We start from the raw sequence: 24,252 nt of genomic DNA on the forward strand, positions 1-24,252 counted from the left end.
TATGCAGTTCTCAAGGAACGACCAGCTCAGGGCCCCAACTGCACGAGCTATCCCGAACCGACACGGCCGCGAAGAGCCGCCGTTTGCGCACTGCGAATCCGGAGTGACCCTTCATCTGGTGCGCACCAGTAGATTGGCATCTGGTGCGCACCAGAGTCAAGGTGGTTCGCCGATTTGGTCGGTGAACGCCCCTCGCGGTGCATCTCCAGGAGACAGTTCGAGGTGGGGTGTCGGTAGCCAACAGGGCTTAACTCCCGGCCTGTTAACCCCTGTTGACCTGCGGCGATGTGAGGCACCATGGGAAGAGCAGTGATCGGAACTAACGCCGGGCGGTGGCCTGTGAGTTCAGGACTTCGGAGTGCGCGGACCGCACGCGGCTGGTCTCAGGAACGACTGGTTCGCGAGATCGAGCGGTATGCCCGCCAGCACGTCACTGACGTTGCCTCCACCGCGAGTTTGCGGGTGTACGTGTCCGAGTGGGAGAACGGCAAGCGCACCATTTCCGATCGCTATGCCGAGATCCTGCGACGCCTCCTCGGAGTCACGGACGCTGAGCTGAGAGGGGGTGCGGATGCCGGTGCCGTGCTGCCCGTCGTCGACGGCTACGACGAGCTGCTGAGCAGGATCGATTCAGCCAGCAGCGTCAGTGAGTCCATGGTGAAGGCGTTCAACGACCAGACCGAGGTACTGCGCACCATGGACCGTCAGATGGGAGCGTCCGGCCTTGTGGACCAAATGACGGGCCACCTTGCCCGTCTGGAAGAGGCGCTGAACTTTGCGGTGCTTCCCAGTACGCGTCGACCTGTGGCCCTTGCGCTTGCGGGAGCCTCAACCCTGGCGGCGTGGCAGGCGATCGACTCCGGTGCGGTCGAACGTGCTTGGCGGCACTACGAGACGGCGAAGCGCGCGGCTCGCGACGCTGAGGCCCCGATGTATCTGGCGCATGCCATGGCAGAGCAGGCCTACGTGCTGTGTGAGGCTGGTCGGCCGGCACTCGGCGTCGAGCTGGTTCGCGACGCGCAACGCACCCTGGGGCAGGCGGGATCGCCCCGTCTCCGGGCATGGCTGCATGCAGCAGAGGCGGAGATGTGCGCTCACGTGCCGGGAATGGCGGACGACAGCCGACGCGCGCTCGATGCTGCCATGGCGAGCATTCCGCCAGGCTCCGAGGACCGTGACCCAGACATGCTAAGCATCTTCCTCAACAGCGCCCACCTGACTCGGTGGCATGGCAACGTCTTGGCTCTGCTGGGCGACGAGAGCGCGGTGACGAGCCTCTATGACGCCCTGCAAGTCGTCGACCCGACGTTCGTGCGTGCGCAAGCCGGTCTTCATGCAGACCTGGCCCAAGCTCACTTGGTGCGAGCCGAGTATGACGACGCACATACTCACCTGCGCCAGGCGCGGTTGTTGGCGAGCCGCACGGGCTCGGTGCGGCAACGCCGTCGAGTCGACCTGCTCAGTGCGCGGCTGTGAGCCCCTGCTTGCCGCGATTCGCCAGGATATGGAGCAGCGCTACGAGCGTCCCCGAGCCCATCAGCTCACCACGGGCCATGAGCCCCGGGATGTCCGCCAGGGGAACCCACTCGATGTGGCCGGCCTCTTCAAGGTCAGTCGGCGAACCGACCTGCTCAGCTCCGTGACCCACGAAGATCTCGTGAGGCGAGTCGACCATGCCGACCATCGGCTGGTAGATGACGACGTGCTCCAGTGACTTCGGTCGCCAACCGGTCTCTTCCACGACTTCCCGAAGCGCTGTCTCGGCCGGGTCCTCGCCCTCGTCGACGATGCCGCCCGGGAGTTCCCAGCCGAACTGCTGCGGGACAAAGCGGTACCGCCACATCATCAACACGCGGTCCTGGTCGTCTAGCACGGCCGTAATGGCCACGTGCTGCAGCTTCACGACGTGATGTTCGAAGCGTTCCACGCCGGGCGGCTCCACGTCCCAGAGCTGAAGCTTGACCCATCGGTTGTCGTAGAGGTCACGCTCACCGTGGATGCGCCAGGGCTCCAACCCCTCCGGGGTCTTGACGCTCACCGCGCCCGGCACAAGGTACGAACTTCGGCCCCGGACCTCTAGGGCTCCCTCAGTCACTAGACGGGCGAGCACTTGCCGAAGTGCGGTTCGGCCGATGCCGAGCTCTTCGGAAAGCGTCCGCTCCGAGGGGAACTTGTCGCCGGGCCTGTACTCGCCTGAGGCGAGCCTTGCGCGAAGCGTCTCGTAGACCTTGGTCGTCTTCGGTCCCATCCGCGGAGCACTCTCCGTTCTGCTGTGGTGCGTACCAGAGTACTGGAACGGTGCAATTTAGTCGAATTCTCCGCGAGGGCTCAACCAATTGTCGAGTGAGGCAGGTGACTGACCTTCGCTGATGCGGCGCGCATTGGCGTGGGCAATAGCGACGGCGCTGGCGGAGCTCATGTAGCTAGACATGCCCATGCTTTTCCATCGCCTGAAGAAAGGTCTTAGGTGTGGAGTGCATTCTAGGATTGACTCAAGGATTACATGCTCGGGCTGCACTCTTGATTTGAGGGCATTTTTTGCTATCTGATGCACTCCTTCGAGGTCATGTTCACTGATCAAAGAGTTGAGGTCATCTTCTGAAATAGCGCAAACTCTGTACCTGCCGTCTGCGGTTGGATGCTTTTCGATAAGCGGAGTGTTAAGCAGGAGGTGCCCGTCGGGGAAGTCATCCAAGGTGAATCCCGTGGAGAAAATTCCTGGGTAATTTATCCCCATATACCGACCTGGGGACATTGCCTCTTGGATGAATCCAGAACTGCCGGTCAGGCATCCAGTACCTAGCAGGTAGTCGATGTCGGCCTGTCCGATATTGAAAACATCGCCACAGAAAGGCTGTAGTGCCGCGTCTAGCTGCTCACTGATGTCTCCAACGGTTCTAACGTTCCCGAACGAGACATACTTTAGAATGAAGTTGCAGGTCAGTAGAGATATGTGATCTGGCGTAAGTTTCGCTGCAATTCTCAGCGCCTCATTGAGGACGAGTCGGCGCATGCCATCGCGAGAGTCGGTAATCCTCTCCATGAGGAGCTTTACCAAGGTATCGCCAACTTCGTCATCGCCCGAGCATGCGAATTCTTGCTGAGCGAAGAATAGGCCTCGTTGCACGTCCGGATCTTTCAGAGCTTCAAGAGCCTCTGGCGAGATGTCTCTGAGGAGCTTGCCCGTGAACTCTTCGGCTCGCTCTCGTGCTACTTCGCGGGCTATTTGGGTAAACTTCGTTATGTTCCTCTCGTAAACGTCCATGGCGATTGACTTGGCGTCGTCATAACTGATTCCGTACTGTGCCCTCTCGATGTACTTGACATGCTCTCCTTGGATATTCGTTGACCCGTCCCCTCCGCGTTGAGATTGCCACTGGGTCATCAGTCGCGTCCTTGGCGACTACGAAAGCCATACATCCAGAGCGACACTGAACTTCCCTTCAGTCGCTTTGCGTAGATTGGCATGTGCAATAGCAGTACCAATAGCCGTATTAGTGCAATTTGACAGAGATTTGGCATTGTAAACGTCAGCTATCTCGCCTGTTGCGGGGCTGTGCTCACGCAGTTCCGCCATAATCACATCGCCACTTACTGGTCTAGCGGTGAGTGCCTCCTGCAGGATTTGCTCATACTCGGGGAACCCGTTTTCTGTTACAAGCTGATGCAGTGCCTCGCTGTGCGCGGCGGCGACCCTGATTTTATCGGGATACCTCAGGCTCTTTGTTACGATCGGTGTTCCAACGAGCTTATTGACTATGACTTCAGGGGTTTCTGGGATATCGCCCAGATCTGGGCTAAGTGAAATGAAGTCGAATCCTTCGGAGAAGAGCCCAGGGTATTCCTGCTGCAATGTCTCATGGATTGAACTGGATCCCATGGAGATCGTGATGCAGCCGAGGGCCGCTAGATACTGAACATCTGAGTCTGTGAGGCGAATTAGCTCATCCCTCAAGGGTGTCAAACAGAAGGAGATGTGCCGATAGAGCTCCTCGTGATGGGTGACTCGAAGGAATCTCATCTGCTTGAAGATGAACATTGTAGTCAGAGCTGCGAACTGCGTACCTGTGAGCTTCTGTGCCGTAGCTACTGCGGCACTCAGAGCCAGGCTTGCTGTCGTCCTCTCCGTTCTCGCGGTTCTGTCGACCAAGATGTCAACTAGCACTTGGCCAAGGTCTTTATCGCCGCTTTTCGCGAAACCGGCTTGAGCTTCCAGGATGTCTGATTGCACACCCGGATCCTCAATGTTCTGGATCGCCTCTGGTTTCCTATCTTGGAGTTCGCTCAAAAAATTCACGGTGAACTCGTCGGCTCGGTCGATTGCTAGCCTGTGGGCGCTCTGCGAGAGTTTAGCGAAGTTCTCTTTGAAAACATCCATGGCGATAGCTCTAGCGTCGCTGTAGCTGACGCCATATCGCACCACCTGTGCCTGGATGTTGGTGGAGCCGTCGCCACCACGCTGTTTCTGTCGCCAGATCAACGACCGCCACCTAGGTTGTTGCTATCGCCGAACGTGATATTTCCGCCGCTTTGAATGTTCGTGGAGTTGTCGCCACCTCTCTGTACCTGTCGAGGTGGGGCTCCGCCGGCTCGTCCGCCTGCGGACTGTGTCAGTTGATACACGGCTATGGCCAGTGATCCGAGCCCAGCGATGGCGCTGATGATGCTGGCGATCTTGTCCGCTCGATCCAGCCCGAGGTAGACGCTTGCTGCGAGACAGGCCAATCCCAGGGCTGCTGTGGTGCTCACCAGCACGGTCCGCTGTGCTCCAGTCATTCCAGCATTCTGCGACACCAACGGTCTGTGGCGCATGAGTTCGCGGGCTTTCGCGTTGCTGGTGGACGAGACGAGGACGAAACTTGTCTCTCCCTGCTCGATGCTCAGAAGAGCCGCAGGTCAGGCGGTGTACGGGGTGGTGATCTTGAGAGGACTGTAAAACTGCTCAGTCGCCTTAGCCCTGCCGGCCCGTACGCGACTGCCATTCCCTGTAGCGCCAGCGCACCGCTTCTGAGCTGTGGCGCGAACGCCAGCGAATGGCACCGGTCACGGACGCGGACAGTCGGAAAGCGGGCGCGGCCTGGAAGTGAGGCCGCGCGCCGGTCGTGAGGATGGGCGTTCCACTGATTGACGAAGCGACGGCCTGCGACGATGGGAGCATGCCGACGCCTGGAACGCCCCTCCCGCCTTCACTCGTCCCCGATTGCACCAAGCCGGAGGCTCACCACGCGGCCTACAGGAGTGCCAAGGCCAACGACATGATCTTTGTGTGCGTCGCTCGGCAGGGGCAACGCTGGAAGGTGGAGCTCGACGCTTTCTCCTGCAGCGGGCCCACCATTCCGGACGAAGCAGTGGCAATCCTGCGGTCTGCAGCTGAGACTCTGGTGCTCACGGACGCGGTGACGCAGGCCAACATTGCGCCTGACTACATCTCCATGTGGGCGATCGAGACTGAGCAGAGGGCGCGCGAGATCGCGGCTGCGTTCCATGCCGTTATGCACGGTCTCCGACTGCTGTACACGGCCGTACCGACGCAGCAGCGCTGAAGGGTCGGTGACCCCGTGGGGAGGGCGTGGGGCACGCTCCGTGTCCCTAGAAGATCGTTGCCTCTGCTTGCCCAGTGTTTTCGTCGGCCTCAGACGCATCTCCCTGAGGTTCATCGCTTCCAGGCGTATTAGAGGCATCGGTCGCAAGGTTCTCCGCGACCTCTTCTTCGAATCGAAGTGACCGGTCCGCAGCATCTAGTAGATCTGCCCAAGTCAGGACTTCGACCCGATTGATGAGAGAATTATAGGTTCGGATGGTTTGATCAATCATTGGCCGAGTAACGGCTCCGACCTGCCGTACAGGTTCTGCAGGGATATCCACGAACTCCTGATTGCCGATTACGACAGTGGCTCGACCTCGTCGCAGATCGTAATTTAGGCCGCTATTTTGGTAGATCGTTTGCATGGTCGCGCCGCCTTCGTCAAGCTGGCGGATGTAGTTGGCGGCCTGCATTACTGCTTCATGAACTTTCGCGCCGACAATTAGGTGTTGTCTGTGGCGCTCGACAAGGTCGGTGATGTAGGACCCCTTGAGCTCGACGATATGCAGGGAACCGTCCGCGCAGAATAGGGGAATATCGTACCGGTCCATCGGCATAATTGAGGCGCGCGCGATGCCAGTATACCTGCCGCCGAAAATCCAGTAGTTCCCCTTGATTTTCCTGTGCAGGTCAGTCTCGGTCGTGGAGGGGTCGGCGATCATCTGCTTCAGTTCCGCGATCAAAGCTCGTCGTTTAGCGATGACAGCGGTCTCCGCAGCAGACAGGCCGGCAGCACTCGAAGCGGCGGCGAATGCGACAATGCTGGAAATATCGCGCCGCTGTGAAAGGACGGCGCCAACCCCTGCACCACTGAGGCCAAGCCGATCGAAGTACTCAAGGGCGCTGGTAGCTGCCTCGCTTGGGCTGATGTCGATCCCTCGCAGAGGTGGACCGCCGAAGGACTCTGTGATGCGATTGGCGATTTCTCCGGTATGGCGGTCAACCGTCACGTAGTAGCCGCCCATTACGGTCCACTCAATACTGTCGTCACTGACCCGCTGCAACAACAGAATTGCTTTTCCCGTTTTGGCCGCGAGTTTTTCGGCAGCTCGATGCGTTGCCTCATCTTCGGTTCGAAGCTTAATGAGGGCAACAACGACGGTCGCTTGTACTGCAGCCGGAGACTGAACGGCGCGAACGCTGAAGTTGCTCACCCTTGAGACATAGGTGAAATACACCTTGGAAGGGGATAAATTGAGCAATCGGGCGCTGAAGTCTCGCGCTTCGTCGTACTTGTTGTTGATAGGTCTCTCGTGTTCCCTGTCGAGCAGTTCAGACAGGTGTGCCAGGTTTCCCTCGGGCGCCATACGTGCGATTCTACGCCGATGCTTTGGGCCGGGGCCAGGTGGTACTGGGTTGCGGATGCTGGACGCAGCCCGCATCCGCAACCCCTGCCGCTCGGATATTCCGGGCCATCTGTGCTCGCGAAACCGAGTCAGGCCTCGAGATCTCTCAAGTCATGCAGTGGAGACGAGACCCTGCATGTAGTCGGAGTGCTCCCCGAGGGCCGTGGAAAATTCTTCGGGGTAGCGGAGGCGACTCTTGAGTAGGCGCTTGTGGAAGCCTGAGGTGGCTCGCAAGCTCAGAGGCACGGCTGTGTCCGGGTTCATGACGTCCAGCAGATGCCGGTATTCCTGCTGCTCGGGCCACAGGCCGGCCCCCACATCCCAGCGGTGATCCGCTGCGTTTCCCCAAGCTGATGTGGGCCACTTCATCCCCTTTGGGAGGATTAGTTCGCCTGTCTCGTTGTACTCGCCAGGGCTTTGCAGGCGACGCCCCAGCCATTCTGAAACACCCACGGTGACCGCATTGCCAACGAGCTTCCATCGCACACCAGGGCGGGCAACCTCTAGTGCTGCCTTGGTCCAATCGCGCGGGAACCCCTGCATTTCCTCGGCATCCTCAATGAGGGGAGTCAGGATGGACCGGCCGGGTGCTGCGCCGCGCACCCATACAGCCGGAGATGAGGGAATGCCAAGACCTGATCCGCCCTTGAGGGTGGGAAGGGCATCCTTCGCCCATCCCAGCCCGGTGTTTCCCTCGGTCCAGTAGAAGCCGTACGCGTCGTCCTTGTAGTCGGATTCGGGGCGTTCTTCGGCATGGTCTGCGAAGAGGACAGTGCGTGGATCTTCGGTGCGTGATGCAACGAAGATCACCCTTTGCCGTCGCTGAGGTACCCCCGTGAAGCGCGAGTCAACGAGTCGGTAAGCCCACGTGTAACCGAGCCGCTCAAATTCGCCGACCAAGTACTCCATTGCTGTACCGCGGTCGAGGGAGAGCATGTTGCGCACGTTCTCGATGACCACCCACCGGGGAGAAGCATCCTCCAGAAGTTCGAAAAGGTGCTTGATCATCCCTGATGCTTTCCCGTGAATGCCTTCAGTTCGGCCGGCTTGCGACAAGTCGGTACATGGAAAGCCAGCCGTCACGATGTCAACGTCAGGGAGCGTCTTCAACGTTTGAATGTCGCTATGGAGCGGAGTGTCGGGAAAGCGGTGATTCAGTACAGCCTGAGCAGGTTCCCACCACTCGCACAGCAGCTTGGTCTGCATGCCTGCTGCCTGAAGCCCGAGCTCGACCCCGCCGATGCCGGCAAACAGCCCTGCAACAGTCAGTGGTCGGGTGGCGGCATCGTGGTTCGGCATGGGGTCGATGATCCCACGTTCCTTGAGGAAGGACTGACGCATGGTCTCTCCTGTACTTCTTTCTGTGAAGGGCTCTGGGGGGTAGCAAGTGGAGGTGTGCGTGAGGTCCTGGCTCGGTCCAGATGAGTGAGCTCGCCCGTGACGAGGCAACTTGGAACGCCCGAGGCGGGGCGCTTTGAGTGCGGAGGAGCTTGTTTCGGCTGACGAACTCGCGTGAGCAGCCAGAGCACGCGGTGGCGGGGTGCTGGACTACCGTCGCTTCAGTGGGACCACGCAACGAATCCTGGGCCTCCAGCAGCGCCACTCAAGGCAGCATGAGAGGTAACCGAAGCCGTGACACGCGACCGGAGCTGGCACTGAGGCGGGCGGTTCACGCCCTAGGCCTCCGCTACCGCGTCTCGGTTCGCCCCCTGCCGAAGGTACGCAGGACCGCAGACCTGGTATTCGTCAGGGCGAAGGTCGCCGTCTACTTGGATGGCTGCTTCTGGCACGGGTGCCCAACTCATCACACGGTCGCCAAGCGCAACGCCGCGTTCTGGGCTGAGAAGGTTGCCCGGAACAAAGCGCGAGACGAGGACACGAACCGGCGCCTACAAGAGGCTGGCTGGGTAGCCGTTCGCGTCTGGGAGCACGAGGACCCCCACACGGCTGCGGAGAAGGTACGACGCGCGGTCGAGGCTCGACGCGCTCCGTGATGCGGCAGGGCTGCCGGGGTCGAATGCTGTTTCCTTCATGTGTCCCCTATAGGGAGCAGACGCAGGGGAAAGTGCAGGTCGCAGAGGACGGACTGAGCCCGCTGTAAATCTGCCGGTGCCCAGAGCCGGGCCGTCCTCGGGCCGTCCGAGGGCGGCCTACGACAACCGCTAACGACCAACAACGACCAAGATGGCCCGGCGCCGGGCGTCGGGCCAAGTGCGCGTCTGTCCAGCTAGACCCAGGTGTCCAGCCACATCCGCGCCCGCCAGTCGTCGATGGGGATGGCCTGGCCCGTGTACAGGGGCCAGAAATAGATGAAGTTCCACGCGATCAGCAGGACGAGCACGCCCGCGCCCGTGGCGCCGACGACGCGGCGGGTGTCGGTGGAGCGGGGTGGGCCGATGATCGCGCCGAGGAGCATGGCCACCGCCAGGCACAGGAACGGCAGGAAGACGATGGCGTAGAAGAAGAAGATCGTGCGCTCCTGGTACATGAACCAGGGCAGGTAGCCGGCCGCGATGCCGCAGGCGATGGCGCCCGCGCGCCAGTCGCGGCGCAGCAGCCAGCGCCACAGGACGTAGAGGACCGCGAAGCAGGCGACCCACCACAGCAGCGGCGTGCCGAGGGCCAGGACCTCGCGGGCGCACTTCTCGCCCGCGTCGGCCGGGCAGCCGTCCTTGCCGGGCGCGGGCGACTCGTAGAAGTACGACACCGGGCGGCCCAGGACCAGCCAGCTCCACGGGTTGGACTGGTAGGTGTGCGGCGAGGACAGGCCGACGTGGAACTCGTACACCTGGTGCTCGTAGTGCCACAGGCTGCGCAGCCAGTCGGGCAGGAAGGTCCAGCTGCCGCCCTTGCCGTCGGTCGCGGCCCAGTTGCGGAAGTAGCCGCCCTTGCCGTCGGTGGAGGAGAGGATCCAGCCGGTCCAGGACAGCACGTAGGTGACGATCGCGACCGGGACCGTGGCGACGAACGCCAGGCCCGTGTCGCGCCTGAACACCGCCGAGTACGGGTGCCGGGCGCCGGCGACCCTGCGCGAGCCGACGTCCCACAGGACCGCCATCAGGCAGAACGCGGCCAGGATGTAGAGGCCGTTCCACTTCGTGCCGAAGGCCAGGCCCAGCATCAGGCCCGCCGCCCAGCGCCAGGGGCGCCATCCCAGGCGGGCCGTCTCCGCGACCTGCCGGTCGGGCCGGACCCGGCCGTCGGCGTCCACCGGGAGCGCCGCGGCGAGTTTCTCGCGGGCCTTGTCCCGGTCGACGAGCAGACAGCCGAACGCGGCCAGCACGAAGAACATCAGCACGCCGTCGAGCAGCGCCGTGCGGCTCATCACGAAGTGCAGGCCGTCCACCGCCATCAGCGCGCCCGCCAGGCACCCCAGGAAGGTCGAGTGGAACAGCCGGCGGCCGATCCGGCACAGCAGCAGCACCGACAGCGTGCCGAGCAGCGCCGTCATGAACCGCCAGCCGAACGGATCGAAGCCGAACAGCAGCTCGCCGAGCCCGATGACGTACTTGCCGACCGGCGGGTGCACGACGTACGCCGCGTCCGTCGGGATGGTGACGTGCCCGCCGGACGAGAGGACCAGGTCGTTGGCGTTCTTGTCCCAGTTGACTTCGAAACCGCGGTGGACGAGCGCCCACGCGTCCTTGGCGTAGTACGTCTCGTCGAATATCACCGCCTTGGGGTTGCCCAGGTTCCAGAACCGCAGCACGCCCGCCAGCAGGGTGACGAGCAGCGGGCCGATCCAGCCCGACCAGCGCACCAGCCGCCCCGCGAGCGTGTGCGGGATGCCGAGTGCGGCCCACAGGCGCGGACCGGGCTCGGTGTACGGCGGCACCAGCCGGTCACGGACGTCACGGGCGTCGCTTCTTGGCTGCTGGTAGCCGAAGCGGCGCAGCCGCTGCTGCCAGGGCGGCCGCTGCTCGTGCGGCGCCTGGCCCTGCCGGGTGTCCGTGGAGGACGCGGTACTGGTCACCGCGCCATCGTAGGGAACCGTGCTGTGTGAGTCCCGTGCATGGCCGGTATGCGTCCCCATCCTCCGCCCCTGGGCGGAGTGTGCGTCCCCGGCCCCTGGGAGGATGGAGGGCGTGACCGGAACCCTCGTACTCGCAGGCACCCCCATCGGCGACATCGCGGACGCCCCGCCCCGGCTCGCCGAGGAACTGGCCGGAGCCGATGTCGTCGCCGCCGAGGACACGCGGCGGCTGCGGCGGCTGACCCAGGCACTCGGCGTCACGCCCAAGGGGAGGGTGGTGTCGTACTTCGAGGGCAACGAGTCCGCGCGGACCCCGGAGCTGGTGGAAGAGCTGGTGGGCGGGGCGCGGGTGCTGCTCGTCACGGACGCGGGGATGCCGTCGGTCTCCGACCCCGGCTACCGGCTGGTCGCCGCCGCCGTGGAGCGGGACGTGCGGGTCACCGCCGTGCCCGGGCCGTCCGCCGTGCTCACGGCGCTCGCGCTGTCGGGTCTGCCCGTCGACCGGTTCTGCTTCGAGGGGTTCCTGCCGCGCAAGGCCGGCGAGCGGCTGGGGCGGCTGCGGGAGGTGGCCGGGGAGCGGCGCACGCTCGTCTACTTCGAGGCCCCGCACCGGCTCGACGACACGCTCGCGGCGATGGCCGAGGTGTTCGGGGCGGAGCGGCGGGCCGCGGTGTGCCGGGAGCTGACGAAGACGTACGAGGAAGTACGGCGCGGGGGGCTGGGCGAGCTGGCGGCCTGGGCCGCGGAGGGTGTGCGCGGGGAGATCACCGTGGTCGTGGAGGGGGCGCCGGAGCGCGGGCCCGACGAAGTCACGGCGGAGGAGCTGGTGCGGCGGGTCCGGGTGCGGGAGGAGGCCGGGGAGCGGCGCAAGGAGGCGATCGCCGCGGTGGCTCAGGGGGCCGGGGTGCCGAAGCGGCAGGTCTTCGACGCGGTGGTCGCCGCGAAGAACGCCGCGGGGTAGCCGGGTTCGGGGTGGGGCCTCGGGTGCTTCGCGGGGCGCGGGTCGTGTGTGGTTGATCGCGCAGTTCCCCGCGCCCCTCAGGGGCGTGCCCCCATGGGCGGGCAAAGCAGGAGGCGCGCTGAGGCAAGGAACCCCCAAAACGGCGCCAATAGTCGGCAGTTCTGCTGCCTTCGGTCCGGCCGAGGAGTCCACTGGGTCGCGGGGACGGAATCGTCCTCACGCCACAGCGGAACAGGAGCTGGCATGAGTGAGATCGCAGGGCGGACCGGGCTCCGCGCCGGTGCGAACGCCGTCGTCAACGAGTCGTACTCCTTCGCCTGCATGCGCTGCGGGTACGGCTGGGAGCAGTCCTACGAGATAGAGCACCACACGGACGCCGCGGGACACGAGGTCGTCTTCTACGTGGCGGACGGCAAGGTCGTGCCCTCCCCGTTGAGCAAGCCCACGTGCCAGAACTGCGACGGGCACGTCGTACGGATCATGCGGCCCGGGCGGGTCGAGTCGGCGCGCAACGCGGAGCACCGGCATCACCGCGTGCCGCCGCCCGCCGGGCCCGTGGAGGCGCCCGTGTCAGAGGGCGCCGACGACCAGCCCGAGCACCACCACTGGCAGCTGTCCGACCTGTTGCACCCCTTCCAGCGCAAGGCGAGCTGACCCGTCCGGCTCCCCTTGTCGACGCCCTCCCCGGTCCTCCCCCATCGGGGAGGGCGTACCCCTTTCGTAGGATCGGGGCATGCCTTCGAACGACTCCGGCAAGCACGCCGCGCCCCCGCTCCCGGACCCCCTCCGCGTGCCGGTCGCCGACTCCCACACCCATCTGGACATGCAGTCCGGCACGGTCGAGGAGGCACTGGCGAAGGCGGCGTCGGTCGGGGTGACGACGGTGGTGCAGGTCGGCTGCGACCTGGCGGGCTCCCGCTGGGCGGCCGAGACGGCGGCCGCGTACGACGCCGTCCACGCGACGGTCGCCCTGCACCCGAACGAGGCGCCCCGGATCGTTCACGGCGACCCCGACGGCTGGTCGAGGCAGGGCGCCCGCGAACCCGGCGGCCGGGCCGCCCTGGACGACGCGCTCGCCGAGATCGACCGGCTGGCCGCGTTGCCCCAGGTCAAGGGCGTCGGTGAGACGGGCCTCGACTACTTCCGCACCGGGCCCGAGGGCAAGGACGCGCAGGAGATGTCCTTCCGCGCCCACATCGAGATCGCCAAGCGGCACGGCAAGGCCCTGGTCATCCACGACCGCGACGCCCACGCCGACGTCCTGCGCGTGCTGAAGGAGGAGGGCGCCCCCGAGCGCACCGTCTTCCACTGCTACTCCGGCGACGCCGAGATGGCGGAGATCTGCGCGAGCGCGGGCTACTTCATGTCCTTCGCCGGCAACGTCACCTTCAAGAACGCCCAGAACCTGCGGGACGCGGTGGCGGTGGCCCCGCCGGAGCTGCTGCTGGTGGAGACGGACGCGCCCTTCCTCACGCCGGTGCCGTACCGCGGCCGGCCCAACGCCCCGTACCTCGTGCCGGTCACCGTGCGGGCCATGGCCGAGGCGCGCGGCGTCGACGAGGACACGCTGGCGACGGCTCTCGCGCAGAACACGGCGCGCGCCTTCGGCTACTGATCCGAGCCGCGCCTGATCCGAGCCGCGCAGCACGACTGTGCGTAGTCGCGTCGCTTTGGAGAGTGACGAACGCTCCGCTAGGTTCTGGGGGCCCGATCCGGACCCCTCTGGACCCCCTCCGGCCCCTGGAGCGTGTCGGCGTGAGCAACTCGCGGTACGAGACCTACAAGACGTACGAGACATTCGAGACGTACGAGAAGTGCGAGACGTACGGCCCGGCCTGCGCGGACCCGGTGTACGGCGGTTTCGACGCGCCGCCCGCCGATCCGCACAGCGCCGAGACGCTCGGGTACGGGACGCCCGGGGCGCCCGTCGCCCACGACGACACCTACCGGCCCGCCTACGAGGTGCCGTCCCTGCCCGGGGTGCCCCGGCAGGGCGCCCACGACGACGGTGCGGCACCGCCCGCGACCGGCGCGCGCACCACGCGCGCGGAAGCCCGCGCCGCGGCGCGCACCGGCTCGCACCGGCGGTCCGCGCGCCGGCGCAAGACGCGGTACGCCGAGCGGCCGGGCGACGGCTCCATGCGGCGGCTGCTCCCGCAGGCCCTGGTCGTCGCCTTCCTGGCGGGCGGCACCACGGCGTTCGTCGCCAAGGACAAGGCGATCGAGCTGAACGTCGACGGCAAGGCGCGCACCCTGCACACCTTCGCCGACGACGTCACCGAGCTGCTGGCGGAGGAGGGTGTCGACGTCGGCGCCCACGACGTGGTGGCACCCGGACCCGGCACGGAGCTCACCAGCGGCGACGAGGTGGCCGTGCACTACGGCCGTCCCTTGCGGCTCACCCTCGACGGACAGCGCAGCGAGGTGTGGACGACGGCACACACCGTGGAGGGGGCGCTGCGGCAGCTGGGGGTGCGACAGGAGGGCGCGTACGTGTCCACGTCGCGCTCCCAGCGGATCGGGCGGGAAGGGCTCGCGCTGGACGTGCGGACCGAACGCGCCGTCACGATCATGGCGGACGGCCGGGCCCGCACCGTCCGCACCAACGCGGCGACCGTGCGGGAGGCCGTCGAGGAGGCCGGGATCACCCTGCGCGGCCAGGACACCACGTCGGTCCCGCAGGGGAGCTTCCCGCGCGACGGGCAGACCGTCACGGTGCTGCGGATCACCGGCGGCAAGGAGGTCCGTGAGGAGCCGATCCCCTTTCATGTGCGGCGGACCGACGACCCGACCCTGTTCCGCGGCACGGAGGTCGTCGAAGAGGCGGGCCGGCCCGGCCTGCGCCGGGTCACCTACTCCCTGCGCACCGTCAACGGCGTCAAGCAGAAGCCGCGCCGGATCCGGTCCGAGGTGGTGCGCGAACCACGCCCGCAAGTGGTGAAGGTCGGCACGAAGCCGCGACCGGCGTCCGTGCAGGGCGCCGACCACCTCGACTGGCAGGGTCTCGCGGCCTGCGAGTCCGGCGGCCGCCCCGACGCGGTCGACTCGTCGGGCACCTACGGCGGCCTCTACCAGTTCGACACCCAGACCTGGCAGGCCCTCGGCGGCAGGGGCCGCCCCCAGGACGCCCCGGCGGCGGAACAGACGTACCGCGCCAAGAAGCTGTATGTGCGCCGGGGGGCGAGCCCTTGGCCGCACTGCGGGGGCCGCTTGCGTGGGTAGGGGTCGACCGCAGGCGGAGAAACCCGCCCCCCGAACCCCCCGTACCCTTGTCCCCGTGACCAGCCCCGCCCCCGACGCCCTCCTCGGCCCCGCCGACGTCCGCGAACTCGCGGCAGCCCTCGGCGTACGCCCCACCAAGCAACGCGGCCAGAACTTCGTGATCGACGCGAACACCGTCCGCCGTATCGTCCGCACCGCACAGGTCCACCCCGACGACGTGGTCGTCGAGGTGGGGCCGGGCCTCGGGTCCCTGACGCTCGCCCTGCTGGAGGTCGCCGACCGCGTCACGGCCGTCGAGATCGACGACGTGCTCGCCGCCGCGCTGCCCGCGACCATCACGGCCCGCATGCCCGAGCGCGCCGACCGGTTCGCCCTCGTCCACTCCGACGCGATGCACGTCACGGAGCTGCCCGGCCCCGCCCCGACCGCGCTGGTCGCCAACCTCCCCTACAACGTGGCCGTCCCGGTCCTGCTGCACATGCTCGAAGCCTTCCCGAGCATCGAACGCACCCTGGTCATGGTCCAGTCGGAGGTCGCCGACCGCCTCGCCGCCCCGCCCGGCTCCAAGGTGTACGGCGTCCCGTCGGTCAAGGCCAACTGGTACGCCGAGGTCAAGCGGGCCGGTGCCATCGGACGGAACGTCTTCTGGCCCGCGCCCAACGTCGACAGCGGCCTGGTCTCCCTCGTCCGCCGGACCGAGCCGCTGGAGACGACGGCCTCCAGGCGCGAGGTGTTCGCCGTCGTCGACGCCGCCTTCGCCCAGCGCCGCAAGACGCTGCGGGCCGCGCTCGCCGGCTGGGCCGGATCCGCCGCCGCCGCGGAGGCCGCCCTCGTCGCCGCCGGGGTCTCACCGCAGGCGCGGGGCGAGTCGCTGACCGTGGAGGAGTTCGCGCGGATCGCCGAGCACAAGCAGAGCCAGCCCCAGCAGGAGGAGTCCGCGTGAGCGTGACGGTCCGGGTCCCCGCCAAGGTCAACGTCCAGCTGGCGGTCGGCCCCGCCCGCCCCGACGGCTTCCACCTCCTGGCCAACGTCTTCCTCGCGGTCGGCCTCTACGACGAGGTCACCGTCACCCCGGCCGACGAGCTCCGCGTCACCTGCGAGGGCCCGGACGCCGACCAGGTCCCCCTGGACCGTACGAACCTGGCCGCACGGGCGGCCGAAGCGCTCGCCGAGCGGTACGGCCGGACACCCGGCGTGCACATCCACATCGCCAAGGACATCCCCGTCGCCGGTGGCATGGCGGGCGGCAGCGCTGACGGCGCCGGCGCGCTGGTCGCCTGCGACGCGCTGTGGGGAACCGGCGCCTCCCGGGACGAACTGCTCGACATCTGCGCCGAGCTGGGCAGCGACGTGCCGTTCAGCCTGGTCGGCGGGGCCGCGCTGGGTGTCGGGCGGGGTGAGCAGCTGACGCCGCTGGAGGTCGGCGGCACCTTCCACTGGGTGTTCGCGATGGCCGGCCGCGGCCTGTCCACCCCGGCCGTGTTCCGGGAGTTCGACCGGCTCGGCGAGGGCACGGACGTCCCCGAGCCCGTCGCTTCCCAGGAACTCCTCGCAGCCCTGGCGAAGGGCGACCCGGACGCGCTCGCCGCCGCCGTCTCCAACGACCTCCAGCCCGCCGCCCTCTCCCTCTTCCCGGAACTCGCCGGCACCCTGGCCACGGGCCGCGCCGCCGGCGCCCTCGCCGCCCTGGTCTCCGGCTCCGGCCCGACCACGGCGTTCCTCGTCCGCGACCCGGAGTCGGCGGCCGCGGTGGCGCAGGCGCTGGTGGCGTCCGGCACGTGCCGGACCGTGCGGACGGCCTCCGGCCCGGCACCCGGGGCCACGGTCGCCGGGCGTTAATCCCGTGCGGCGGCCGGTTCCCGGCACTTAGGCTCCCCCGGTTGTTCTCGACGACGGGGGGCGCAGGCGTGCAAGAACTGGTCACGGCCGTACGACGCGGACACGCGGACGAGGTCCGGGCACTGCTGGAGTCCGGGGCCGATCCCGAAATCCTCGACGACGGCCTCCCGGTCCTGTGCCGGGCGGTGGCGGCGTACGACGAACCCGTGGCCGAAGCGCTGCTCCAGGCCGGTGCCGACCCCCTGCGTCGGCTGCCCGACGGGAGCACCCCGCTGCTGCGGGCGGTGGACGGCGGGTCACATCACATGGTCTACGCGCTCGCCTCCCACCGGGTGCCGCTCCCCGCGCCGGAGCGCGAAGAGCTGCTGGCCCGCGCCCGGCACTGGGTGGAGACGGGCGCGGAGGCGGAGCTGCGCCGGCGCACCGGCCTGACGGGGCCCGTCGAGAGGAGCCGGGTAGAGGACGACGAGGTCGGCTGGTGGTGTGAGCAGCTCACGCTCGGCGGGCTGACCGTACGCGACGAGCACCGGGCGGTCCTCACCACCACGGAGGAGCGGTACGGCGTCCGTGCCCCGTTCGACGAGCTCGTCGCGCGGGCCCTCGCGCACCCCGACCGGGACCACGTCGTGTGGTCGGACGTGGTGTTCACGCTCGGCCGCCGGCTGGACGAGGAGACCTGGCAGTGGACCAGGGACCTGCTCAACCACCCCGACCGGCTGCACCGCCTGCTCGCCGCCGACGTCCTGCTGCTCCTGATCCTCGGAGATCCCGTCAAGGGAGGTGACCCGTTCTGGGAGCGGGGGAGGGAGCTCGTGCCCTGGGCCGAACAGGAGGAGGACCCGGAGGTGCTGGCGGTCATCCTCCAGGCGATGACCCACGACAGCGCCCCGGAGATCGAGGCCGTCGGCCTGCTGCACCTCGCCCATCCGGACCCCAGGGTGCGCGCTCTGGTGACGGACGCCCTGGGGCACTCCGAGGACGGCCGGTCCCAGGTCGGTCCCGAGAGCCTCACCGCGGTGCTCACCCTGGCCCGCGACGAGGACCCCGGCGCACGCGAGGCGGCGTGCCGCTGGCTGGCTCACTACCGGGGGCCCGACCCCGAGGCCGGTGACGCACTGGTCGCGCTCACCCATGACGAGCGGCAGCCGATCCGCATCTGCGCCGTGTCCGGCCTGGCCTACCGTGACGATCCGCGCTGTGTGGAGGCCCAGCACCGGATCGGCCCCGTCGACGCGGAGCTGCCGTACGACGAGAGGCTGATGGACGTGTGGCGGTACCAGCGCCGCCGGGAAGCCGCCGAGCACTCCTGAACACCCCGGCCGGAGCACCCCGCCGCCCGACTACCCTGGAGGGTCGATCCACCCCCCTCGTCAGGAGAGAAATGGCCGTCAACCTGGTCAATGTCGAGAACGTCAGCAAGGTGTACGGCACCCGCGCCCTGCTCGACGGCGTTTCCCTCGGCGTCTCCGAAGGGGAACGCATCGGCGTCGTCGGCCGCAACGGCGACGGCAAGACCACGCTGATCCGGATGCTCGCCAGGCTGGAGGAGGCCGACACCGGGCGCGTCACGCACTCCGGCGGTCTGCGCATCGGCGTGCTCACGCAGCACGACTCCCTCGACCCGCAGGCCACCGTCCGCCATGAGGTCATCGGCGACATGGCCGACCACGAGTGGGCGGGCGTCGCCAAGGTCAGGGACGTCCTGACCGGCCTGTTCGGCGGCCTCGACCTGCCGGGGTTCCCCAAGGGGCTCGACACCGTCATCGGCCCGCTGTCCGGCGGTGAGCGGCGCCGCATCGCCCTCGCCAAGCTCCTCATCGAGGAGCAGGACCTGCTCGTCCTCGACGAGCCCACCAACCACCTCGACGTCGAGGGCATCGCCTGGCTCGCCCGGCACCTCCAGAACCGCCGGTCCGCCCTCGTCTGCGTCACCCACGACCGCTGGTTCCTTGACCAGGTCTGCACGCGCATGTGGGACGTCCAGCGCGGAGACGTCTACGAGTACGAGGGCGGCTACTCCGACTACGTCTTCGCCCGTGCCGAGCGCGAGCGCATCGCCGCCACCGAGGAGGTCAAGCGGCAGAACCTCGTCCGCAAGGAGCTGGCCTGGCTGCGCCGCGGGGCACCCGCCCGTACGTCCAAGCCGCGCTTCCGCGTCGAGGCCGCCAACGAGCTCATCGCGGACGTACCGCCGCCCCGGGACAGCAGCGAGCTGATGAAGTTCGCCTCCACCCGGCTGGGCAAGACCGTGTTCGACCTGGAGGACATCACCGTCCAGGCCGGTCCCAAGGTCCTCCTCAAGCACGTCACCTGGCAGCTCGGGCCCGGCGACCGGATCGGTCTCGTCGGCGTCAACGGCGCCGGGAAGACGTCCCTGCTGCGGGCCATGGCCGAGGCGGCCCGGACCGACGGCGACGCCCAGCCGGCGGGCGGCCGCATCCGCGTCGGCAAGACCGTCAAGCTGGCCTACCTCTCGCAGGAGGTCGCCGAACTCGACCCGGCCACGCGCGTGCTGGAGGCCGTGCAGCAGGTACGCGAGCGCGTCGACCTGGGCAAGGGGCGCGAGATGACGGCCGGGCAGCTGTGCGAGACGTTCGGCTTCACCAAGGAGAAGCAGTGGACGCCGGTCGGGGACCTGTCCGGCGGTGAGCGGCGGCGGCTCCAGCTGCTGCGGCTGCTCATGGACGAGCCCAACGTCCTCTTCCTCGACGAGCCCACCAACGACCTCGACATCGAGACGCTGACGCAGCTGGAGGACGTGCTCGACGGCTGGCCCGGCTCGATGATCGTCATCTCCCACGACCGGTTCTTCATCGAGCGCACCACCGACCGGGTGTTCGCGCTGCTCGGCGACGGCACCCTGCGGATGCTGCCGCGCGGCATCGACGAGTACCTGGAGCGGCGGCAGCGCATGGAGGAGGCCGCGGCCGCCTCGACGCCCGCCGCGGCGCCGCGGACCACCACCCCCGAGAAGAGCTCCGCCGACCAGCGCGCCGCCAAGAAGGAACTCCAGAAGATCGAGCGGCAGCTCGACAAGGTCTCCGAGAAGGAGACCAAACTGCACGCGCAGATCGCCGAAAACGCCACGGACTTCTCGAAGGTGGCGGAACTGGACGCGGAGCTGCGCGAGTTGGCCGGGCAGCGCGAGGAACTGGAGCTGCGCTGGCTGGAACTCGCCGAGGACGCGTGAAGGGTGCGTGAAGACGCATAACGGCGGCATCACGGGCCGGTCCGCCCTTGGGAACAGGGGGTGAGACGGCCCGGTCGCTGTCGGAACCTGGTGATACAAAGAGTCGTCTTAGAACTTTATGAAGCGACTCTGAGCCCATTTCGTATCTCAGGGCGTGGCTAAAAATCAGTGATCGAACGGGGGAGCCGCTGATGACTCAGCCGCCCAGTCAGCCGCCGCACGGTGGCTTCGGAGCACCGCAGGACCAGCCGCCGCAGGGTGGTGGCTTCGGAGCACCGCAGAACCAGCCGCCGCAGGGCGGTGGTTACGGGGCACCGCAGACTCCGCCGCCGCCGCAGGGACCGCCCCAGACGCCGCCGCCCCCGCAGGGGCCGCCGCAGCCTGGCTACGGCTACCCCCAGCAGCCCCCGCAGCAGCCCGGGCCGTACGGGCAGCCGGGGCCGTACAACTCCGGTCCCTACGGCCAGCCGCAGCAGCCGGGTCCGTACGGCCAGCCCGGCTACGGCTACCCGCAGCAGCCGCAGTACCCCGGCGCGCCCGGCACTCCGCCCGGGGGCGGCTCGGGCAACCCCTTCAAGGGCAAGCCCGCCCTGATCATCGGCGCCGCGGTGGCCGTGCTGCTCGTGGTCGGCGGCACCGTGTGGGCGGTCACCGGCGGCGACGACGGCAAGGGCAAGAAGAAGCCGGTCGCCCAGCCGAGCAATGACGGCAAGCCCGCCGCCTCCGCCCCGGTCAACCCCGGTGACGGCAGCGGCGACGGCGGCGAGGACCCGGAGGACCTCAACGAGGGCCGCCAGGCGGGCGAGGCGAAGGTCCTCTGGTACAAGGAGGCGCCCGACGCCCCCGGTTCCGGCGCCGACGCCCCCGGCATGTGGATCACCGACAAGGCGGCGGTGAAGGCGGCGTACAAGCAGCTCTTCGCCTACAACGTCGGTGACGGCAAGCCGGCCTGGGACGCGATCACCTTCCCGCAGAAGATCTGCGCGACCACCCCGCAGAAGACGTCCGACGACAAGATCGTCGTCGCGTACATGAGCGGCAGCAGCAACCGCGCCAAGTGCAACCAGCTCCAGGAGATCGACCTCGCCACGGGTGAGAAGGGCTGGAAGCAGGAGGTCGGAGACGGCGCCCTGTTCGACTCCACGCTCTCCGTCGAACTGTCCATCACCGGCAAGACGCTGATGGTGGGCCGCTCCCAGTCCGGCACGGCCTACGACGTCACCGACGGCGACAAGCTCTTCGACAAGAAGAAGTACGGCAGCGCCTGCTTCCCGTCCGCGTTCGCCGGCGGCGAGAAGCTGATCGCCGTCTCCTCCTGCGGTGCGGGCACCGACAAGGAGCACGACGAGGTGCAGGAGCTCGACCCGAAGACCGGCAAGGCGAAGTGGACCCAGCCGTTCGACAAGGGCTGGCGGGTCGCGCGCACCTACTCGGTCAGCCCGCTGGTCGTCTACAGCACCAACAAGGACAAGAAGGCCTGGAACATCTCCACCTTCACCTCGGGCGGCAAGTTCCGCTCGCAGGTCGGCTTCGACGAGGACTTCGCCCCCGAGTGCGGCTGGGCCATCCTCGAACGCGACCTCCAGGGCTGCCAGGGCGTCGCCGTCGACGACACCACGCTCTACCTCCCGACGGAGGCGACCACCGGCGCCAACGAGATCGTCGCGGTCAACCTCGCCGACGGCAAGGAGAAGTGGCGGGTGAAGTCCCCGGCCGACGAGTCGATGCTGCCCATGAAGGTCGAGGGCGGCAACCTCATCGCCTATGTGCAGCCGTCGTACGACGCGGGCGGCCAGATCGTGTCCATCCCGACCGGCGGCAGCGGCCACAAGCCGGTCAAGCTGCTCCAGAACCCGCAGGGCGCCGCGGACATCGAGAACGGCTTCTTCTCCAAGGACACCGACTGGGTCGACGGGCGCTTCTACATCTCGACCACGCGGCTGAGCGGAAACGACGACACGAAGGAGAAGTTGATGCTCGCCTACGGCAAGTGACTCTTCCCCCTTCGGATCCGCCTTCTTCTTCGTCGTCCGTCCCCTTCCCCGAGGTACTCACGCCATGACCCAGCCGCCCCCGCCGCCCCAGCAGCCCCCGCCCGGGGGAGGCTTCGGGCCGCCCCCGGACCAGCCCCCGCAGGGCCCGCCCGCGGGTGGGCCGAACCTCGACAAGGCCCCGCAGCCGGGATACGGCTATCCGCAGGCCCCGCAGACGCCCCCGCCCGCGGCCCCGCAGACGCCGCCCCCGCCGCCCGCTCAGCAGCCGCAGCCCGGGTACGGCTATCCGCAGGGGGCTCCGCAGGCGCCCCAACCGCCGCAGGCCCCGCAGTCGCCCCAGCCGCCGCAGACTCCGCAGGCCCCGCCCGGCTACGGCTATCCCGGCCAGCAGCCGGGGGCGTACGGGCAGCCGCCGCAGCCGCCGTACGGGCAGCCGGGTCAGCCCGGACAGCCGGGTCAGCCCGGGTACGGGCAGCCCGGCTACGCCTATCCGCAGCCGACCATGCCGCTCCAGCCGCAGCCCGGACAGCCGGGCGGGGGCGGGAAGTTCAACGCGCAGCTGGCCATCATCGTGGCCGCGGTCGTGGCGATCGCCCTGATCGTCGGCGGCGGCGTCTGGTACTCCACGTCCAAGGACGACGGCAAGAAGGACGACACCGCGAGCTCCGGCGGCGCCACCGGCGGCACGGACGACGGCAACGGCGGCAACGGCGGCACCACCTCCGGCGGCAAGGAGAAGGCCCCGGCGGACCCGAGCGCCAAGGTCCTCTTCCAGGTCCCGATGCCCGAGGTGAAGAACGACAGCACCGTCGTCGTCTCCGGCTCGTGGCTCACCGACAAGACGTACGCCAAGAGCGGCGTCGCCGAGATCGTCGGCTACGACCGCGACAAGGGCGGCGAGCAGTGGACGATCCCGCTGGCCGGCCCGGTCTGCCAGGCGAGCCGCCACGTCACCGACGACAACATGACGGCGATCCTCTACCAGCCGGCGATGCCGACCAAGGCCGACCCGTCGCACGGGTGCAGCCAGATCGCCCTGATCGACCTCGACGCCGGTAAGAAGCTGTGGACCAAGACCCTCAAGACCGGTGACCAGCTGATCAGTTTCGACAACGTCACGATCAGCGGCGACACCGTCGCCGTCGGCAGCTCCAGCGGCGGCGGCGCCTTCGACGTCTCCGGCAAGGTCCTGTGGAGCCCGAAGCCGACCGACTCCTGCTACGACGCAGGGTACGGCGGCGGCGAGAAGCTGGTCGCGGTGCGCAAGTGCGGCACGTACGGGCAGCGGCAGCTGCACATCCAGACCATCGACCCGAAGTCCGGGAAGGTGATCTCGGAGTACAAGATGACCCAGGGCATCGAGTACGCGAGCGTCGTGTCGACCAACCCGCTCGTCGTGGCCGCCGACGTCGGCGACTCCGCGGGCGACGGCAGCGGCATCTCCGACTTCTTCTCCATCGACAACAAGACCGGCAAGCTGCGCACGCGCATCTCCGCGCCGGGCGAGCAGTTCGCAGCCCGCTGCGAGGGCGTCACCCGCATCGAGTACTGCAACCAGCTGGCCGTCGGCAACGACCGGCTGTACCTGCCGACCGAGGAGCACGACGGCAGCGGCGAGTACAGCCAGACCAACGAGATCGTCGCCTTCGACCTCTCCACCGGCAAGCAGACCGGGCAGCGGGCCGACGCGGGCGACGGCTACAGGATCTCGCCGCTGCGCATGGACGGCGGCAGCCTGATCGCGTACAAGCGCCCGCCCTACGACAAGGGCGGGCAGATCGTGAGCATCGACGGGGGCAGCTTCAAGCAGACGAAGCTGCTGGAGAACCCGGCGACGGACTCGGTGCGCGACGTGGAGGCCGGCATGTCGCCGGAGTACTCCGAGCTGCTGTACGGCGACGGGCACCTGTTCATGTCCAAGGTCTACGCCAGCAAGCGGAGCGGCAGCACGAACGAGAAGGAGTACCTGGCGGTCGGCTTCGGTACGAGCTGATCGATCGATGGCCGCTTGGTGATCGACTGGGTGCCGGTACGGTCCCGTCCCTGTTCAGGGGCGGGACCGTTCGCGTTTGGCTCAGTCAACCTCGAATGAGAGGAATTTCGGCGATCCGGGGCGATTCTCGCGGGTAGGGGGAGCGCAACG

At 67.6% G+C, this 24,252-nt stretch carries 19 protein-coding genes; 13 read left to right on the forward strand and 6 right to left on the reverse strand.

The features are described 5' to 3' along the window. Positions 1-462: 462 nt before the first annotated feature. On the forward strand, positions 463-1,476 hold the full coding sequence (locus tag QC385_RS05885) for an XRE family transcriptional regulator (protein ID WP_279540188.1): 1,014 nt from the start codon (positions 463-465) through the stop codon (positions 1,474-1,476). Here the strand turns inward: QC385_RS05885 and QC385_RS05890 are convergent. The 3 genes from QC385_RS05890 to QC385_RS05900 are packed head-to-tail and all read right to left on the reverse strand — an operon-like array spanning position 1,460 to position 4,480. Further along, positions 1,460-2,248 carry an NUDIX domain-containing protein gene (locus QC385_RS05890; RefSeq protein WP_279540189.1) on the reverse strand — a complete coding sequence of 263 codons (789 nt, stop codon included), beginning with the start codon at positions 2,246-2,248 and terminating at the stop codon, positions 1,460-1,462. The genes QC385_RS05885 and QC385_RS05890 overlap by 17 nt on opposite strands. Positions 2,249-2,305: 57 nt before the next feature. Then, positions 2,306-3,385 (reverse strand): LPO_1073/Vpar_1526 family protein, encoded by a 1,080-nt coding sequence (locus QC385_RS05895; RefSeq protein WP_279540190.1) that lies wholly within the window; start codon positions 3,383-3,385, stop codon positions 2,306-2,308. Positions 3,386-3,403: 18 nt separating this feature from the next. Beyond that, positions 3,404-4,480: an LPO_1073/Vpar_1526 family protein gene (locus QC385_RS05900; protein ID WP_279540191.1), complete on the reverse strand. Its 1,077-nt coding sequence runs from the start codon at positions 4,478-4,480 to the stop codon at positions 3,404-3,406. A 676-nt stretch (positions 4,481-5,156) separates the two neighbouring features. On the opposite strand from QC385_RS05900, the gene QC385_RS05905 reads away from it, so the two are divergent. Then, positions 5,157-5,543, forward strand: coding sequence for a hypothetical protein (locus tag QC385_RS05905; protein WP_279540192.1), 387 nt, complete (start codon positions 5,157-5,159; stop codon positions 5,541-5,543). Positions 5,544-5,589: 46 nt separating this feature from the next. Here QC385_RS05905 and QC385_RS05910 read toward each other — a convergent pair whose 3' ends face one another. Both QC385_RS05910 and QC385_RS05915 read right to left on the reverse strand, forming a co-directional pair. Next, positions 5,590-6,891 (reverse strand): Shedu anti-phage system protein SduA domain-containing protein, encoded by a 1,302-nt coding sequence (locus tag QC385_RS05910; RefSeq protein ID WP_279540193.1) that lies wholly within the window; start codon positions 6,889-6,891, stop codon positions 5,590-5,592. 150 nt (positions 6,892-7,041) lie between these two features. Beyond that, entirely contained in the window at positions 7,042-8,271 is a 1,230-nt protein-coding gene (locus QC385_RS05915) for a DNA cytosine methyltransferase (RefSeq protein WP_279540194.1), read from the reverse strand. 272 nt (positions 8,272-8,543) lie between these two features. On the opposite strand from QC385_RS05915, the gene QC385_RS05920 reads away from it, so the two are divergent. Continuing rightward, positions 8,544-8,924 (forward strand): very short patch repair endonuclease, encoded by a 381-nt coding sequence (locus QC385_RS05920; protein WP_279540195.1) that lies wholly within the window; start codon positions 8,544-8,546, stop codon positions 8,922-8,924. Positions 8,925-9,157: 233 nt separating this feature from the next. Here QC385_RS05920 and QC385_RS05925 read toward each other — a convergent pair whose 3' ends face one another. Next, complete coding sequence (locus tag QC385_RS05925; protein ID WP_279540196.1) at positions 9,158-10,903, reverse strand: dolichyl-phosphate-mannose--protein mannosyltransferase; 1,746 nt, start codon at positions 10,901-10,903, stop codon at positions 9,158-9,160. 112 nt (positions 10,904-11,015) lie between these two features. On the opposite strand from QC385_RS05925, the gene rsmI reads away from it, so the two are divergent. The 10 genes from rsmI (at position 11,016) to QC385_RS05975 (ending at position 24,102) form a co-directional block, all read left to right on the forward strand. Then, a complete protein-coding gene (rsmI, locus tag QC385_RS05930; protein WP_279540197.1) occupies positions 11,016-11,864 on the forward strand; it encodes a 16S rRNA (cytidine(1402)-2'-O)-methyltransferase in 849 nt (282 codons plus the stop codon). Between the two features lie 243 nt (positions 11,865-12,107). Continuing rightward, positions 12,108-12,518, forward strand: coding sequence for a hypothetical protein (locus tag QC385_RS05935; RefSeq protein WP_279540198.1), 411 nt, complete (start codon positions 12,108-12,110; stop codon positions 12,516-12,518). A gap of 79 nt (positions 12,519-12,597) precedes the next feature. Beyond that, complete coding sequence (locus QC385_RS05940) at positions 12,598-13,479, forward strand: TatD family hydrolase (protein ID WP_279540199.1); 882 nt, start codon at positions 12,598-12,600, stop codon at positions 13,477-13,479. Positions 13,480-13,619: 140 nt separating this feature from the next. Then, complete coding sequence (locus tag QC385_RS05945; RefSeq protein WP_279540200.1) at positions 13,620-15,086, forward strand: resuscitation-promoting factor; 1,467 nt, start codon at positions 13,620-13,622, stop codon at positions 15,084-15,086. A 55-nt stretch (positions 15,087-15,141) separates the two neighbouring features. Further along, complete coding sequence (rsmA, locus tag QC385_RS05950) at positions 15,142-16,029, forward strand: 16S rRNA (adenine(1518)-N(6)/adenine(1519)-N(6))-dimethyltransferase RsmA (protein ID WP_279540201.1); 888 nt, start codon at positions 15,142-15,144, stop codon at positions 16,027-16,029. Then, on the forward strand, positions 16,026-16,925 hold the full coding sequence (locus tag QC385_RS05955) for a 4-(cytidine 5'-diphospho)-2-C-methyl-D-erythritol kinase (protein ID WP_279540202.1): 900 nt from the start codon (positions 16,026-16,028) through the stop codon (positions 16,923-16,925). Before rsmA ends, QC385_RS05955 begins: the two co-directional genes overlap by 4 nt. Before the next feature lie 68 nt (positions 16,926-16,993). After that, the gene (locus QC385_RS05960; protein WP_279540203.1) at positions 16,994-18,235 is read left to right on the forward strand and encodes a HEAT repeat domain-containing protein; all 1,242 of its coding nucleotides are present in this window, start codon (positions 16,994-16,996) and stop codon (positions 18,233-18,235) included. Positions 18,236-18,306: 71 nt separating this feature from the next. After that, positions 18,307-20,115 carry an ABC-F family ATP-binding cassette domain-containing protein gene (locus QC385_RS05965; protein ID WP_279540204.1) on the forward strand — a complete coding sequence of 603 codons (1,809 nt, stop codon included), beginning with the start codon at positions 18,307-18,309 and terminating at the stop codon, positions 20,113-20,115. 191 nt (positions 20,116-20,306) lie between these two features. Next, positions 20,307-22,109, forward strand: a complete 1,803-nt coding sequence (locus tag QC385_RS05970) for an outer membrane protein assembly factor BamB family protein (RefSeq protein ID WP_279540205.1) — start codon at positions 20,307-20,309, stop codon at positions 22,107-22,109. Positions 22,110-22,173: 64 nt separating this feature from the next. Beyond that, positions 22,174-24,102, forward strand: coding sequence for an outer membrane protein assembly factor BamB family protein (locus QC385_RS05975; RefSeq protein ID WP_279540206.1), 1,929 nt, complete (start codon positions 22,174-22,176; stop codon positions 24,100-24,102). The last annotated feature ends 150 nt before the right edge of the window (positions 24,103-24,252 follow it).

It is taken from the genome of Streptomyces sp. DH10 (assembly GCF_029813805.1).
Lineage (GTDB): Bacteria > Actinomycetota > Actinomycetes > Streptomycetales > Streptomycetaceae > Streptomyces > Streptomyces coeruleofuscus.

Coding starts and splice junctions, on each gene's coding strand:
- QC385_RS05890 (WP_279540189.1), bottom strand. CDS start 2,248: ATGGGACCGAAGACGACCAAGGTCTACGAGACGCTTCGCGCAAGGCTC.
- QC385_RS05895 (WP_279540190.1), bottom strand. CDS start 3,385: ATGACCCAGTGGCAATCTCAACGCGGAGGGGACGGGTCAACGAATATC.
- QC385_RS05905 (WP_279540192.1), top strand. CDS start 5,157: ATGCCGACGCCTGGAACGCCCCTCCCGCCTTCACTCGTCCCCGATTGC.
- QC385_RS05910 (WP_279540193.1), bottom strand. CDS start 6,891: ATGGCGCCCGAGGGAAACCTGGCACACCTGTCTGAACTGCTCGACAGG.
- QC385_RS05915 (WP_279540194.1), bottom strand. CDS start 8,271: ATGCGTCAGTCCTTCCTCAAGGAACGTGGGATCATCGACCCCATGCCG.
- QC385_RS05920 (WP_279540195.1), top strand. CDS start 8,544: ATGAGAGGTAACCGAAGCCGTGACACGCGACCGGAGCTGGCACTGAGG.
- QC385_RS05935 (WP_279540198.1), top strand. CDS start 12,108: ATGAGTGAGATCGCAGGGCGGACCGGGCTCCGCGCCGGTGCGAACGCC.
- QC385_RS05940 (WP_279540199.1), top strand. CDS start 12,598: ATGCCTTCGAACGACTCCGGCAAGCACGCCGCGCCCCCGCTCCCGGAC.
- QC385_RS05965 (WP_279540204.1), top strand. CDS start 18,307: ATGGCCGTCAACCTGGTCAATGTCGAGAACGTCAGCAAGGTGTACGGC.
- QC385_RS05970 (WP_279540205.1), top strand. CDS start 20,307: ATGACTCAGCCGCCCAGTCAGCCGCCGCACGGTGGCTTCGGAGCACCG.
- QC385_RS05975 (WP_279540206.1), top strand. CDS start 22,174: ATGACCCAGCCGCCCCCGCCGCCCCAGCAGCCCCCGCCCGGGGGAGGC.